Annotated in this window: 14 protein-coding genes; 10 read left to right on the top strand and 4 right to left on the bottom strand. The window is 55.6% G+C overall.

Going from position 1 to position 13,262, the window contains the following annotated elements:
* The first annotated feature begins 600 nt into the window (after window positions 1–600).
* From rpmH to ACWHWP_RS23755, 9 genes are all read left to right on the top strand, one after another.
* Window positions 601–741, top strand: coding sequence for a 50S ribosomal protein L34 (rpmH, locus tag ACWHWP_RS23795; RefSeq protein WP_000831330.1), 141 nt, complete (start codon window positions 601–603; stop codon window positions 739–741).
* A gap of 16 nt (window positions 742–757) precedes the next feature.
* Window positions 758–1,117, top strand: coding sequence for a ribonuclease P protein component (gene rnpA, locus ACWHWP_RS23790; RefSeq protein WP_032640303.1), 360 nt, complete (start codon window positions 758–760; stop codon window positions 1,115–1,117).
* Window positions 1,081–1,338, top strand: coding sequence for a membrane protein insertion efficiency factor YidD (gene yidD / locus ACWHWP_RS23785; protein WP_001307474.1), 258 nt, complete (start codon window positions 1,081–1,083; stop codon window positions 1,336–1,338). Before rnpA ends, yidD begins: the two co-directional genes overlap by 37 nt.
* Before the next feature lie 2 nt (window positions 1,339–1,340).
* Window positions 1,341–2,984 (top strand): membrane protein insertase YidC, encoded by a 1,644-nt coding sequence (gene yidC, locus ACWHWP_RS23780; RefSeq protein WP_059311592.1) that lies wholly within the window; start codon window positions 1,341–1,343, stop codon window positions 2,982–2,984.
* A gap of 72 nt (window positions 2,985–3,056) precedes the next feature.
* Entirely contained in the window at window positions 3,057–4,421 is a 1,365-nt protein-coding gene (mnmE, locus tag ACWHWP_RS23775) for a tRNA uridine-5-carboxymethylaminomethyl(34) synthesis GTPase MnmE (protein WP_042718022.1), read from the top strand.
* A 111-nt stretch (window positions 4,422–4,532) separates the two neighbouring features.
* Window positions 4,533–5,708, top strand: coding sequence for an MdtL family multidrug efflux MFS transporter (locus ACWHWP_RS23770; protein WP_447856604.1), 1,176 nt, complete (start codon window positions 4,533–4,535; stop codon window positions 5,706–5,708).
* Window positions 5,677–6,648, top strand: coding sequence for an HTH-type transcriptional regulator YidZ (gene yidZ, locus ACWHWP_RS23765; RefSeq protein WP_447856602.1), 972 nt, complete (start codon window positions 5,677–5,679; stop codon window positions 6,646–6,648). Before ACWHWP_RS23770 ends, yidZ begins: the two co-directional genes overlap by 32 nt.
* Window positions 6,649–6,770: 122 nt before the next feature.
* A complete protein-coding gene (locus ACWHWP_RS23760) occupies window positions 6,771–7,517 on the top strand; it encodes a 4'-phosphopantetheinyl transferase family protein (protein WP_059311596.1) in 747 nt (248 codons plus the stop codon).
* 36 nt (window positions 7,518–7,553) lie between these two features.
* The gene (locus tag ACWHWP_RS23755) at window positions 7,554–8,120 is read left to right on the top strand and encodes an NADPH-dependent FMN reductase (protein WP_023309798.1); all 567 of its coding nucleotides are present in this window, start codon (window positions 7,554–7,556) and stop codon (window positions 8,118–8,120) included.
* A gap of 91 nt (window positions 8,121–8,211) precedes the next feature.
* Here ACWHWP_RS23755 and adeP read toward each other — a convergent pair whose 3' ends face one another.
* The gene (gene adeP / locus ACWHWP_RS23750) at window positions 8,212–9,549 is read right to left on the bottom strand and encodes an adenine permease AdeP (RefSeq protein ID WP_139154567.1); all 1,338 of its coding nucleotides are present in this window, start codon (window positions 9,547–9,549) and stop codon (window positions 8,212–8,214) included.
* A gap of 165 nt (window positions 9,550–9,714) precedes the next feature.
* On the opposite strand from adeP, the gene yieH reads away from it, so the two are divergent.
* On the top strand, window positions 9,715–10,380 hold the full coding sequence (gene yieH, locus ACWHWP_RS23745) for a 6-phosphogluconate phosphatase (protein WP_447856599.1): 666 nt from the start codon (window positions 9,715–9,717) through the stop codon (window positions 10,378–10,380).
* A 33-nt stretch (window positions 10,381–10,413) separates the two neighbouring features.
* Here yieH and ACWHWP_RS23740 read toward each other — a convergent pair whose 3' ends face one another.
* From ACWHWP_RS23740 to pstB, 3 genes are all read right to left on the bottom strand, one after another.
* On the bottom strand, window positions 10,414–11,589 hold the full coding sequence (locus tag ACWHWP_RS23740) for an esterase (RefSeq protein WP_447856597.1): 1,176 nt from the start codon (window positions 11,587–11,589) through the stop codon (window positions 10,414–10,416).
* 131 nt (window positions 11,590–11,720) lie between these two features.
* Window positions 11,721–12,446: a phosphate signaling complex protein PhoU gene (phoU, locus tag ACWHWP_RS23735; protein ID WP_008500182.1), complete on the bottom strand. Its 726-nt coding sequence runs from the start codon at window positions 12,444–12,446 to the stop codon at window positions 11,721–11,723.
* Window positions 12,447–12,472: 26 nt separating this feature from the next.
* Complete coding sequence (pstB, locus tag ACWHWP_RS23730; RefSeq protein WP_008500183.1) at window positions 12,473–13,246, bottom strand: phosphate ABC transporter ATP-binding protein PstB; 774 nt, start codon at window positions 13,244–13,246, stop codon at window positions 12,473–12,475.
* Window positions 13,247–13,262: the final 16 nt, after the last annotated feature.

Genomic DNA, 13,262 nt, shown 5'->3' with positions numbered 1-13,262 from the left:
GGCGGACTCCACTCGAACAATAAAAGAAAACTATTGAATATTCATGATTGTTGGCGCACATCGACATGACCCTGTGCAAAAGGGTGATGTGCGAACCGCTATCTGCGGTTATACCCGGCCTGGATCGCTGGATCCCGATCGGGACCGCGGATCATAGCCTAAACTGAGCCAGAGATCTTCTGTTTCTCACAGATTCTTCCCGATTTATCCACAGGAAGATCCGGAACCGGGTAAGTGTAAACGATCCTGGCGCGAGTGCCCCGCGATTTAGTCCGCATATTGGAAAAATTAATGAGCACAGACAATTTATTGCTTAAATGATCTAACGAAGATCCGGGACGATCCTTGCGCTTTGTTGGCGAGGCCGTATAATCCTCGACCCGGCGCGTGATGCTCATCTTCCTGCGTCGTCCGTTGCTCATTTTCCACGCGAAAACGTGCGGAAATACGCGGGAAATAAGGAAAGAGAATTGACTCCGGAGTGTACAATTATTACAATCCGGCCTCTTTAATCACCCACGCTGAGGCGTTAGTCGTTCGAAACTCGTTCGGGTATACGCAAAAGTCAGTGAATTTATTCAAGTTTAGGTAGAAATCGCCATGAAACGCACTTTTCAACCGTCTGTACTGAAGCGCAACCGTTCTCACGGCTTCCGTGCTCGTATGGCTACTAAAAATGGTCGTCAGGTTCTGGCACGTCGTCGTGCTAAAGGCCGCGCTCGTCTGACCGTTTCCAAGTAATAAAGCTAACCCCTGAGTGGTTAAGCTAGCATTTCCCAGGGAGTTACGTTTGTTAACTCCCGCTCATTTCACTTTCGTCTTCCAGCAGCCATTACGGGCTGGCACGCCGCAAATCACCATCCTCGGCCGCCAAAATTCGCTGGGGCATCCCCGCATCGGTCTCACAGTCGCCAAGAAAAACGTTAAGCGTGCGCATGAACGCAATCGGATTAAACGTCTGACGCGTGAAAGCTTCCGTTTACGTCAGCACGAACTGCCTTCTATGGATTTCGTGGTGGTGGCTAAAAAAGGGGTTGCCGACCTCGATAACCGTGCTCTCTCGGAAGCGTTGGAAAAATTATGGCGCCGCCACTGTCGCCTGGCTCACGGGTCCTGATAGCCCTCATTCGGGTCTATCAACGCCTGATTAGTCCGCTACTCGGGCCGCACTGCCGTTTCACACCAACATGCTCAAGCTACGGAATTGAGGCATTGCGCAGGTTTGGAGTGATAAAAGGCAGTTGGTTGACGGTGAAACGCGTATTAAAATGCCACCCTTTACACCCCGGTGGAGACGACCCCGTCCCCCCAGGACCCTTTGATACCAGAGAACACTAACGATGGATTCGCAACGCAATCTTCTTATCATCGCTTTGTTGTTCGTGTCTTTCATGATCTGGCAGGCATGGGAGCAGGATAAAAATCCTCAACCCCAGCAGCAGACCACGCAGACTACGACCACCGCAGCGGGTAGCGCCGCCGACCAGGGCGTACCGGCCAGTGGCCAGGGGAAACAGATTACGGTTAAGACCGATGTGCTTGAGCTGACAATCAACACCCGTGGTGGTGATGTTGAGCAGGCACTGCTGTTGACCTACCCGAAAGAGCTGAAGTCTTCCGAACCGTTCCAGTTACTGGAAACCACGCCTGAGTTTATCTACCAGGCGCAAAGCGGCCTGACCGGTCGTGATGGCCCGGATAACCCGGCTAACGGTGCGCGTCCACTGTATAACGTCGAGAACGACACCTTTGTGCTGGCTGATGGTCAGAACGAACTCGTTATTCCGATGACTTACACCGACGCCGCAGGCAACACGTTCACCAAAACCTTCACCCTGAAACGCGGTGAGTATGCAGTGAACGTGGGCTACAGCGTACAGAACGCCAGTGCGAAACCGCTGGAACTGTCGACCTTTGGCCAGCTGAAGCAGTCCATCAATCTGCCGTCTCACCGTGACACCGGAAGCAGCAACTTTGCGCTGCATACCTTCCGTGGCGCGGCGTACTCCACGCCAGACGCGAAGTATGAGAAATACAAATTCGACACCATTGCCGATAACGAAAACCTGAACGTCAGCGCTAAAGGCGGTTGGGTGGCAATGCTGCAGCAGTATTTCGCTACTGCGTGGGTGCCAAATAACGACGGTACCAACAACTTCTATACCGCGAACCTGGGTAACGGTCTTGCAGCCATCGGCTACAAATCCCAGCCGGTTCTGGTTCAGCCGGGTCAAACCGGTAAGATGGCAAGCACCCTGTGGGTCGGCCCGGAAATTCAGGACAAAATGGCCGCTGTTGCGCCGCACCTGGATCTGACCGTCGATTACGGCTGGTTGTGGTTCATCTCTCAGCCGCTGTTCAAGCTGCTGAAGTTCATCCACAGCTTCCTGGGTAACTGGGGCTTCTCCATCATCGTTATCACCTTCATCGTTCGTGGCATCATGTACCCGCTGACTAAAGCGCAGTACACCTCCATGGCGAAGATGCGTATGCTGCAGCCGAAGATTGCGGCGATGCGTGAGCGTCTGGGCGATGACAAACAGCGTCAGAGCCAGGAAATGATGGCCCTGTATAAAGCAGAGAAAGTAAATCCACTGGGTGGTTGCTTCCCGCTGCTGATTCAGATGCCAATCTTCCTTGCGCTGTACTACATGCTGATGGGCTCCGTTGAGCTGCGCCATGCGCCGTTCGCACTGTGGATCCACGACCTGTCTGCACAGGACCCGTACTACATCCTGCCGATCCTGATGGGCGTGACGATGTTCTTCATCCAGAAGATGTCGCCAACCACCGTGACCGACCCGATGCAGCAGAAGATCATGACCTTTATGCCGGTCATCTTCACCGTGTTCTTCCTGTGGTTCCCGTCAGGTCTGGTGCTGTACTATATCGTCAGCAACCTGGTGACCATCATCCAGCAGCAGCTGATTTACCGTGGTCTGGAAAAACGTGGCCTGCATAGCCGCGAAAAGAAAAAGTCCTGATCCGTTAAGTTAACGCTAAAATAAGGGCGGTCGATTGACCGCCTTTTTTATTTGTATTGAACGAGAGCAACCATGAGCCATAACGACACTATCGTCGCCCAGGCAACCCCACCGGGACGCGGTGGTGTAGGCATTCTGCGTATCTCCGGCCTGAAGGCACGCGAGGTGGCCGAAGCGGTACTGGGTAAGCTGCCAAAGCCGCGCTATGCTGATTACCTGCCGTTTAAAGATACCGACGGCACGCCGCTGGACCAGGGCATTGCGCTGTGGTTCCCCGGCCCGAACTCCTTTACCGGCGAAGACGTGCTCGAGCTGCAGGGCCACGGCGGCCCGGTCATCCTCGACCTGCTGTTAAAACGTATTCTGACCCTGCCAGGCCTGCGCATTGCGAAACCTGGCGAATTCTCCGAGCGTGCCTTCCTCAACGACAAGCTCGACCTGGCGCAGGCCGAGGCGATTGCTGACCTGATCGACGCCAGCTCTGAACAGGCGGCCCGCTCCGCCCTGAACTCGCTGCAGGGGGCATTCTCCGCGCGCGTGAATCATCTTGTGGAAGCACTTACTCACCTGCGCATCTACGTCGAAGCGGCTATCGACTTCCCGGATGAGGAGATCGACTTCCTCTCTGACGGCAAAATCGAAGCCCAGCTCAACCAGGTAATGAGCGATCTCGACGCCGTGCGTGCCGAAGCACGTCAGGGCAGCCTGCTGCGTGAAGGGATGAAGGTAGTGATTGCCGGTCGCCCTAACGCCGGGAAATCGAGCCTGCTGAACGCCCTGGCGGGCCGTGAAGCGGCGATCGTGACCGACATTGCCGGAACCACCCGCGACGTGCTGCGCGAGCATATTCATATCGACGGGATGCCGCTGCACATCATCGATACCGCCGGTCTGCGTGATGCCAGCGACGAAGTTGAGCGCATCGGCATCGAGCGCGCCTGGCAAGAGATTGAGCAGGCTGACCGCGTGCTGTTTATGGTGGACGGCACCACCACCGACGCCGTTGACCCGGCTGACATCTGGCCGGACTTTATCGCCCGCCTGCCGGCTAAGCTGCCAATCACCGTGGTGCGTAACAAAGCAGACGTAACGGGCGAAACGCTGGGCATCAGCGATGTGAATGGTCACTCACTTATTCGCCTGTCGGCGCGTACCGGTGAGGGCGTGGACGACCTGCGTAACCACCTCAAACAGAGCATGGGTTTTGACACCAGCATGGAAGGCGGCTTCCTGGCGCGTCGTCGTCACCTGCAGGCGCTGGAAGAGGCGGCAAACCACCTTGTTCAGGGTAAAGCGCAGCTGATTGGCGCGTGGGCGGGTGAACTGCTGGCGGAAGAGCTGCGCCTGGCGCAGCAAAATCTGAGCGAGATCACCGGGGAGTTTACGTCGGACGATCTGCTGGGAAGGATCTTCTCAAGCTTCTGTATTGGTAAATAACTACCGCTGATTAATGGTGATTTCCTCCTGGGAAATCACCATTGTCCAAATGGCAACTCGCCTAATTCCCTGTCACCCCCTATCCTGCTTGCCTGCATCTATGGGGGATTTATGGCTCGTTTTCTGTTTTGTAGTTTTGCGCTGGTTCTGCTTTATCCATCTGGCATTGATATGTATCTGGTGGGATTACCGCACATCGCCCGCGACCTGGGGGCCAGCGAAGCGCAGCTGCACATCGCGTTTTCGGCCTACCTCGCGGGGATGGCGTCGTCGATGGTTTTTGCCGGAAAGATAGCGGACAAGGCAGGCCGTCAGCCTGTCGCCATAACGGGCGCCATCATTTTTGCCCTGGCATCGCTTCTCTGCTCGCAGGCAGAGAACAGCACCTTGTTCCTTGCTGGTCGGTTTATCCAGGGGACTGGCGCGGGCGGTTGCTACGTCGTCGCCTTTGCGATTTTGCGCGATACCTTAAGCGCCCAGCGTCGCGCTAAGGTGCTGTCGATGCTGAACGGCATTACCTGCATCATACCGGTGCTGGCTCCGGTCGTGGGCTATCTGATCATGCTGAAATTCCCGTGGCAGAGCCTGTTCTGGACCATGGCGGCCATGGGCGCGCTGGTATTTGTCCTGTCGATCGCCGTGCTGAAAGAGACCCATCCCGGATCGCAGAAAACCGGTCATACCCCAACAATCCACCCCGCCGAGAAGCTGCTTAACCGCTTCTTCCTCAGCCGTCTGGCCGTGACGACGTTAAGCGTGGCGGTGATCCTGACCTATGTAAACGTTTCCCCGGTTTTACTGATGGAGACCATGGGCTTCGACCGCGGCGAGTATTCTACCGTGATGGCGTTAACCGCAATGGTGAGTATGGCAGTCTCGTTTTCTACGCCTTTTGCGCTGAACGTCTTTCGCCAGCGCACGCTGATGCTGACCTCACAGGTTTTATTCCTTATTGCAGGCGTTATCCTGGCGACCACCAGCTCACATGCGGTGATGCTGGTGGGGATTACCCTCATTTGCGCGGGGTTCTCGGTTGGCTTTGGCGTGGCGATGAGTCAGGCGCTCGGTCCGTTCTCGCTTCGGGCTGGCGTGGCAAGCTCGGCGCTGGGTATCGCGCAGGTCTGCGGCTCGTCCCTGTGGATATGGCTGGCGGCAGTTATCGGACTTAACGCCCTCAATATGCTGATCGGGATTCTGATTGGCTGTAGCATGCTCTGCATCATCTTACTTATGGCCATTCAGCCCGCGGCGCACTATGAAGAAGCCCATCAGCAGTCTCGATCTTAACCTGTTGCTTTGCCTGCAGCTTTTGCTGCAGGAGCGCAGCGTCACCAAAGCGGCGAAGCGGATGAACGTGACGCCGTCGGCAGTGAGTAAATCACTGGCTAAACTGCGTGACTGGTTCGACGACCCGCTGTTTGTCAAAACGCCGTTAGGGCTGCTGCCGACGCCGCTGACGGTAAGCCTGGAGCAGGATCTTGCCGACTGGATGCAAATCGGCAACCAGATCCTCGATAAATTCCACCATGACTCCCCTGGCGGGCTGACGTTCGTGCTGGCCGCCGAAACGCCGCTGATGCTGATCCGCTTTAATGCCCTGCTGGAGCAGGTGAACCAGCGCTATCCACAGGCTACGGTGAAGATGCGCCACTGGGATTACGACTCGCTGGACGCTATTACGCGTGGAGAGGTGGATCTGGGCTTTACCGGACGCGAAACGCATCCGCGTTCTCGCGAGCTGCTGAAGCTGTTGCCGTGGTTTATCGACTACGAGATCCTGTTCAGCGACCGTCCGTGCGTGTATCTGCGTGAGGATCACCCCGCGCTTCAGGATGAATGGAATCTCGACACCTTCCTGCGCTATCCGCATATCAGTATCTTCTGGGAACGCAGCGACACCTGGGCGCTGGACGAAGTGCTAAAGGAGATGGGTCGAGAGAGAAATATTGCCATGTGCGTGCCGGGCTTTGAGCAGTCGATGTTTATGGCAGCGCAGCCCGGGCATAACTATATCGCCAGGGCTCCGCACTACTGCCACTACTACAATCAACTCCACCAGCGGAAGCTGATCGCGCTGCCCATTCCCATTGACGAAGTGCAGGCTGAAAAGCTCACCGTTCCCTTCACGCTAATCTGGCATAAACGGAACAGCCATAATCCGAAAATCCTCTGGTTGCGGGAGACCATCAAGGCGCTGTACGGTGCGAGCGATCCAATTTTTGCCTAAGAAAATGTAAAGTTCGGTCCTAAGGCTTCTCTTACTCCCATTTACTGATTAAAACAGGAGTCAAGTTAAGCGATAATCATGTAACCGTTTAACCGATTACGACCATTATCAAGGAGCGAACAATGGCTACGCACTTTGCAAGAGGGATACTTACAGAAGGACGTCTCGTATCGGCCAGACTATCTTCATCCTGCCACAGTGAAGCACTCACTCTCCCGGAACACCGCAGGACGCGCTTTTTAGCGTCCCGGGCGCTTCTCGCGGAACTGCTGTTTATGCTGTACGGCACCACCGAACTGCCGGACATCATTACCCAACCAGAAGGCCGCCCGGTCTTTGCCGACCCGGAGCTCCCGCGATTTTCCATTGCCTACACGGGCAATATCATTGGCGTCGCGCTGGCCACCGAAGGGGATTGCGGGCTGGATATGGAACTTCAGCGCGCGACGCGAGGCTTCCACGGCGCAAACCCGCACGATGACTACCCGCTCTCAAGCAACGAACAGCTGTGGGTGCGCAACCAGAACGATCCTATCGAGGCCAGAGCCCAGCTCATCACCCTGCGCCAGAGCATTCGCAAGCTCTGCGGCTGCGCGTCAGACGACGCCAGTCTGCTGCAGCTGCTGCCAGGCTCCGGACGCCTGCGTGCCGCCAAAGCCACGCTGGTAGAGGCGCTCAGTGACGCAGAGGATGTGCTCATTTGGTCTATTGCGGTGACCCCCGCCATCGAACGCATGAAAATCTGGGAATTTGACAGTCAACAGGGATGGCGTAGCCTTCCTGATGTGCCCGAGCGCGCCAACGAGCCCGCCGCACGCCTGATGCGTTTAACCAGTTTACCGGCAGAAAAAGCATATACCCTTAGCTGATCCAATCAGGGTCATCATGATGAAACAGGAGTAATCATGTCTGATACGTTGAAAGTAGTTACGTTACTGGGAAGCCTGCGCAAAGGTTCGTTTAACGGGATGGTTGCCCGCACGCTGCCGCAGCTGGCACCGGCAGGTATGGAAATTAGCGCCCTGCCGTCTATTGGCGATATTCCGCTCTATGATGCAGACGTGCAGCAGGAAGAGGGTTTCCCGCAGAGCGTTGAGGCGCTGGCAGAGCAGATTCGCCAGGCCGACGGCGTGGTCATCGTCACGCCGGAGTATAACTACTCGGTTCCGGGTGGCCTGAAAAACGCCATTGACTGGTTGTCCCGTCTCCCGGAGCAGCCGCTCGCGGGTAAACCGGTGCTGATCCAGACCAGTTCGATGGGCGCCATTGGCGGCGCGCGCTGCCAGTATCATCTGCGTCAGATCCTGGTCTTCCTGGATGCGATGGTAATGAACAAGCCGGAATTTATGGGCGGAGTGATTCAGAACAAGGTCGACCCGCAGACGGGTGAAGTGGTGGATCAAAGCACGCGCGACCATCTCTCTGGCCAGCTGACGGCGTTTGGGGATTATATTAAGCGGGTTAAAGCCTGATAAAAAAGCCCGGTGGCGCTAGCGCTTACCGGGCCTACACTAGTCAGTAGGTCAGGTAAGCGAAGCGCCACCTGACACCACAAACCGCACCTTAGTGCGCGTCAATAAACACAATCTTCAGCACAAACAGCAGCGCCACAATGATGACGCACGGGCTGAGGTCGCGGAAGCGGCCGGTACCGATCTTCATTACGCAGTAAGAGATAAAGCCGAGCGCGATACCTTCGGTAATCGAGAAGCTGAATGGCATCATCACGGCGGTAATAAACGCCGGCACCGCTTCGGTTAAGTCATCCCACTTCACGCGCGACAGGCTGGAGGTCATCAGCACCCCCACGTAGATCAGCGCGCCCGCAGCCGCATACGGTGGCACCATGCCCGCCAGCGGAGAGAGGAAGATCACCAGCAGGAAAAGAATCCCCACCACCACCGCCGTCAGACCGGTGCGGCCACCTACGGACACGCCGGAAGAGGATTCAATGTAAGCGGTAACAGACGAGGTCCCGATAAAAGCACCGGTAACCGAAGAAATACTGTCCACAAACAGCGCCTGCTTCATGCGCGGGAATTTCCCTTTCTCATCTGCCAGACCCGCTTTGTCGGTCACGCCAATCAGCGTACCGGAGGAGTCAAACAGGTTGACCAGCATAAAGGAGAAAATCACGCCCGCCAGACCCAGGTTCAGGGAGCCCGCCAGATCGACATGACCAATCACGGTAGAGACGCTCGGCGGCGCAGAGACGATACCGTTATAGTGAACGTCGCCCAGCATCCAGCCCAGCAGCGTGGTGACCACGATAGACACCAGCACCGCCGCGTGAATATTGCGGGAAGCCAGGATCGCGATAATGAAGAAGCCCAGCACGCCCAGCAGCACGTTATGAGAGGTCAGGTGACCGATGCTCACCAGCGTATCCGGGTTCGCCACGATGACGCCGGCGTTTTTCAGACCCATCATACCGATGAACAGACCAATACCGCTGGTGATGCCCACGCGCAGGCTGACAGGAATGTTAGCAATCATCCAGTAACGCACGCGGAAAATGGTCAGCAGCAGCAGGCCAACCGCGCCCCAGAAGATCGCGCCCATGCCAACCTGCCACGGCAGGCCCATCGCCTGAACGACCACGAACGCGAAGAACGCATTCAGACCCATTGCCGGTGCCAGCGCAACCGGCAGGTTAGCGAACACGCCCATCAGTATGCTGCCAAGGGCGGCAATCAGACAGGTGGTCACGAAGACGGCGCTGGTATCCATGCCAGCAACGCCCAGAATTTGTGGGTTAACAAAAACGATATAAACCATCGTCAGGAAGGTGGTGAAACCGGCGATCACTTCGGTGCGTGCCGTTGTGCCGTGCTCGCGCAGTTTAAACACGCGCTCAAGCAGACCCTGACCAGATGTCTGGGTTGTGTGTTGTTGACTCATCATCAATTTCCGAACAAGGAGGGAAAATTCGTCGCTATCCTATACCAAAATGCGACAATAGTGGCGGTTATGAGATACTTTTTTCATTGATTTTGCTTATACGGCAACGATTGCGTCTCGTTAAACTGCCGTACGTAAACGTTAAACTTGTTAAAAGGGAAAGGCATGTCCGGAATTGAAGCGGTATTTTTCGACTGCGACGGAACGCTGGTCGACAGTGAGGTCATTTGTTCCCGCGCGTATGTCACCATGTTCCAGGAGTTTGGCATTACGCTGGAACTCGAAGAGGTGTTTAAACGCTTTAAGGGCGTAAAGCTCTACGAGATCATCGACATCATTAACCAGGAACACGGTGTGGATCTGGCGAAAGCCGATCTGGAACCGGTATACCGCGCCGAGGTCGCACGCCTGTTCGACTCCGAGCTGGAAGTTATCGCCGGGGCTAACGCGTTGCTGGATGCGATGACGGTGCCAATCTGCGTGGTCTCTAACGGCCCGGTCAGCAAAATGCAGCATTCGCTGGGCAAGCTCGAGATGTTGCACCATTTCCCGGAAAAGCTGTTCAGCGGCTACGATATCCAGCGCTGGAAGCCCGACCCGGCGCTGATGTTCCATGCGGCAAAAGCGATGAACGTTAATGTAGAAAACTGCATTCTGGTGGACGACTCGTCTGCGGGCGCGCAGTCTGGGATTGATGCGCGGATGGAGGTGTTTTACTTCTGCGCCGACCCGCACAACAAGCCGATCGATCATCCTAAAGTGACGACGTTTACCGATCTGGCGCAATTGCCAGAGTTGTGGAAAGCGCGCGGTTGGGATATTACGCGTTAAACCGATCCCTCCCCGGGCGGGGAGGGTGAAAGCTTACCTGAAAAGTTTTTGCACAAACTCAGCATAGGCCGGACGCCAGACGTCCATTTCGTGATTCAGGCCAGGGTACATTTTGTAGTCAAATTTGATGCCCTGTTTTTCCAGCTCCGCCTTCAGGCCGGCAATATCTTTGCCGGTCACCGAATCGCGCTCTCCCACGACAACGGTAAAGTTATGCAGCTGGCGGTTAATCGCCTCCGGGTGCGTGAATCGTGCAGCCACGCCAGCGTCAGGCACGGTTGTGGTGGTGACGCCGCTGAACGTTCCCAGCCAGCCGAAGCTTTCCGGATGGTTCATACCGGACACCAGCGCCTGATAGCCGCCCTGTGACAATCCCGCCAGCGCCCGACCGTCAGCATCTTTACGCACGTTGAAGCGCGTATCCACCAGCGGAATAATTTCGCTCATCAGCTCACGGTCTGCGGCTTTCGCATTGAGTGGATAGAAGGATTTCCGTCGTTCTGCGGGCGGGAAGCTCTCGGGAATGGCCTCAGCGCTCTCCGTCTCCGTGTCGGGTACGACCACCAGCATCGGTTTGATTTTTCCCTCAGCCATCAGGTTATCCATGATTTGCGGCAGACGGACCTGGTCGATTGCCGAGAGTCCGGTATCGCCAAAACCATGGTAGAAGTAGAGCACCGGTAAGGGTTCTCCCGTACCGTTATAGCCTGGAGGTGACCAGACATAAACGCGGCGCTCTGAATTAAGCGATGGCGAGTGCCAGGTCAGCGTCGTCAGATCGCCGTGCGGTATCGGACGATCGTCAAGAATACTGCCGGGGACCAGAATCAGGCTGGTGTTCACCTGTCGCTGAGGTTTTTGATAGCGGCTGCCCGTGTCGACCGAGCGAAAACCATCAATGTCGTAATAATATTCGTAGAGATTCGGGGTCATCGGCTCGCTTTTCCATGACCAGACGCCGTGGTTATCTTTCGTCATATCATGGGAAATCTGGCTTTCGGGCATCGAACCCGTCACCACGGAAACCCGCTTTGCGCCAGGTGCAAACAGGCGAAAAGTGATGCTTTTATCCGCATTGACCTGCGTCACATAGTGGCTGACCGGAGTAGTCTGGTCAGGTGTCACCGGCAACGGTGCGGCAATAACGTCTGCCCCAGTACCGATCCCAATGCTGATGGCCACTGCCAGGCACGCTAATGATTTTTTCATATACCATCCTTTGCTGTTTTCGTCTCACGTTAGCGCGTTTCGGACGTCAGGCAACGGATGGAGGAGAAGAGTGTGATTTCGATAGAAATAATAACGCCGGTGAGTACCGGCGTTATTATCAGATGACAGGATTACTCTTTCGGATCTTTCCCCGCCAGCAGCTTGTCCAGCTCGTCGCCGCCCACGTGACGGAAGTCCTGACCTTTCACGAAGTAGAAAATGTATTCGCAAATGTTCTGGCAGCGGTCACCGATACGCTCGATAGAGCGCGCGCAGAACAGGGCCGTCAGCACGCTTGGGATCGTACGTGAATCTTCCATCATATAGGTCATCAGCTGGCGCACGATACCTTCATACTCCTGGTCGACCTTCTTGTCTTCACGGTAGATACGCACCGCTTCGTCAAGATCCATACGCGCAAAGGCATCCAGCACGTCGTGCAGCATCTGCACGGTGTGACGGCCCAGCGACTCGAGGCTCACCAGCAGCGGCTGGTGCTGCTGAGAGAACTTCTCCAGCGCGGTGCGGCAGATTTTATCCGCAACGTCACCAATACGTTCCAGCTCGGCGATGGTTTTGATGATTGCCATCACCAGACGCAGGTCGCTCGCCGTCGGCTGACGTTTCGCGATAATGCGCACGCAGGCTTCGTCGATAGCCACTTCCATCATGTTGACGTTTTTGTCGCCTTCAATGACGCGCTTCGCCAGCTCGCTGTCCTGGTTGTGCATTGCCGTAATCGCATCAGAAAGCTGCTGCTCGACCATGCCGCCCATGGTCATCACCTGGGTGCGAATACTTTCCAGCTCTGCGTTGAACTGGCCGGAAATGTGTTTATTAAGATTGAGGTTGTCCATGGTTTCTCCACATGCACTAAGGCAAATCAACCGTAGCGGCCAGTAATATAATCTTCGGTTTGTTTCTTCGCGGGCTTAGTGAACAGATCGTCCGTGTTGCTGAACTCAATCAATTCACCCAGGTACATAAACGCCGTGTGATCGGAACAACGCGCAGCCTGCTGCATGTTGTGGGTCACGATAACCACGGTGTAATCCTGCTTCAGCTCGGTGATCAGTTCTTCAATACGACCGGTTGAAATCGGGTCCAGCGCTGAACACGGCTCATCCAGCAGCAACACTTCCGGGCGAATCGCAATACCGCGTGCAATGCACAGACGCTGCTGCTGACCACCGGAGAGAGAGTACCCGCTCTGGTGTAACTTATCTTTGGTTTCGTTCCATAATGCGGCCTTGGTCAACGCCCACTGCACGCGCTCGTCCATATCGGCACGGGAGAGCTTTTCAAACAGGCGCACGCCAAACGCAATGTTGTCATAAATCGACATCGGGAACGGCGTCGGTTTCTGGAACACCATCCCCACTTTGGCGCGCAGCAGAGCGATATCCTGAGCCTGGGTCAGAATATTTTCGCCGTCCAGGATGATTTCACCTTCAGCACGCTGCTCCGGATAGAGCGAATACATTTTGTTAAAGGTACGCAGCAGCGTGGATTTACCACAGCCGGACGGACCGATAAATGCCGTGACCTGGTTCTTCGCGATATCCAGGTTGATGTTCTTCAGGGCATGGAATTTGCCGTAGTAGAAGTTCAAATCACGAACCTGAATCTTACCCGGGGCAGTATCAACCATACTCATTGACTCATTTCCTCAT

The sequence above is a fragment of the Enterobacter sp. WI-ESBL-E8 genome (genome assembly GCF_053364895.1).
This window is presented reverse-complemented; position numbering and strand designations above follow the sequence as displayed.

What these genes read in the sequence shown, in the direction of transcription:
- rpmH (WP_000831330.1), top strand. Translation starts at nt 601, where the DNA reads ATGAAACGCACTTTTCAACCGTCTGTACTGAAGCGCAACCGTTCTCAC.
- yidD (WP_001307474.1), top strand. Translation starts at nt 1,081, where the DNA reads ATGGCGCCGCCACTGTCGCCTGGCTCACGGGTCCTGATAGCCCTCATT.
- yidC (WP_059311592.1), top strand. Translation starts at nt 1,341, where the DNA reads ATGGATTCGCAACGCAATCTTCTTATCATCGCTTTGTTGTTCGTGTCT.
- mnmE (WP_042718022.1), top strand. Translation starts at nt 3,057, where the DNA reads ATGAGCCATAACGACACTATCGTCGCCCAGGCAACCCCACCGGGACGC.
- ACWHWP_RS23770 (WP_447856604.1), top strand. Translation starts at nt 4,533, where the DNA reads ATGGCTCGTTTTCTGTTTTGTAGTTTTGCGCTGGTTCTGCTTTATCCA.
- yidZ (WP_447856602.1), top strand. Translation starts at nt 5,677, where the DNA reads ATGAAGAAGCCCATCAGCAGTCTCGATCTTAACCTGTTGCTTTGCCTG.
- ACWHWP_RS23760 (WP_059311596.1), top strand. Translation starts at nt 6,771, where the DNA reads ATGGCTACGCACTTTGCAAGAGGGATACTTACAGAAGGACGTCTCGTA.
- ACWHWP_RS23755 (WP_023309798.1), top strand. Translation starts at nt 7,554, where the DNA reads ATGTCTGATACGTTGAAAGTAGTTACGTTACTGGGAAGCCTGCGCAAA.
- adeP (WP_139154567.1), bottom strand. Translation starts at nt 9,549, where the DNA reads ATGAGTCAACAACACACAACCCAGACATCTGGTCAGGGTCTGCTTGAG.
- yieH (WP_447856599.1), top strand. Translation starts at nt 9,715, where the DNA reads ATGTCCGGAATTGAAGCGGTATTTTTCGACTGCGACGGAACGCTGGTC.
- ACWHWP_RS23740 (WP_447856597.1), bottom strand. Translation starts at nt 11,589, where the DNA reads ATGAAAAAATCATTAGCGTGCCTGGCAGTGGCCATCAGCATTGGGATC.
- phoU (WP_008500182.1), bottom strand. Translation starts at nt 12,446, where the DNA reads ATGGACAACCTCAATCTTAATAAACACATTTCCGGCCAGTTCAACGCA.
- pstB (WP_008500183.1), bottom strand. Translation starts at nt 13,246, where the DNA reads ATGAGTATGGTTGATACTGCCCCGGGTAAGATTCAGGTTCGTGATTTG.